This is a genomic window from Secundilactobacillus collinoides DSM 20515 = JCM 1123 (assembly GCF_001435975.1).
In the GTDB taxonomy this organism is placed as follows: Bacteria; Bacillota; Bacilli; order Lactobacillales; family Lactobacillaceae; genus Secundilactobacillus; species Secundilactobacillus collinoides.
This window is the reverse complement of record NZ_AYYR01000049.1, coordinates 1-598: the sequence shown is the minus strand read 5'-3', so window position 1 is coordinate 598 and position 598 is coordinate 1. Positions and strand designations below refer to the sequence as shown.

General features: G+C 40.1%; 1 protein-coding gene. It reads right to left on the bottom strand.

The window, feature by feature from the left end:
• Positions 1-271: 271 nt before the first annotated feature.
• The coding region (locus FC82_RS08655) for a class II aldolase/adducin family protein (protein WP_191982804.1) at positions 272-598 on the bottom strand (327 nt) is incomplete at its 5' end.

Here is a 598-nt window from a genome sequence, read left to right as displayed (position 1 = left end):
ACCAATTATAAGAATAGGCCATTAGTGTTGCACTTAACTTGACAATTGAGGGAATTAATAAATAATAGTATGTATCCACCATTTAATAGCCAGAAAGCAAATTGGATTTGTACTAAATAATCGATCATGCTCAAGAATAATTAGCTTGTGACCTAGAAAAAGAGCTGACCATATTTGTGACTTATCAACGTATTTATAAAATTAAGGCATCCTGCTATTAATTTAGCAAGATGCCTTAATTTATTTGTCATATCTGTAAAAGTATCAATTGTTATGCACGAGACGCATGATCTTTTGAATGGGCATTACCTTGACCGTAGTACGCGTTGGCACCATGCTTACGGTAGTAGTGCTTATCCAACAGGTACTGTGGCAATTCTGAACTCTGGTGCGTAAGTTCCATGGTGTGAAAGTCTTCTTCGGCAACCACTTCAAGCACCTTAGAGTTGTAAACAGCCTTGGCAGGTGTTGGCCCCCAAGCAAATGGACCGTGTTGGCTGACGAGGGCTGCTGGCACAGCCTCGTAATCCAGCCCACGTTCATTAAAGGTCTTCACAATGGTTTTACCCGTGTTGCCTTCATAATCTTCTTCAATTTC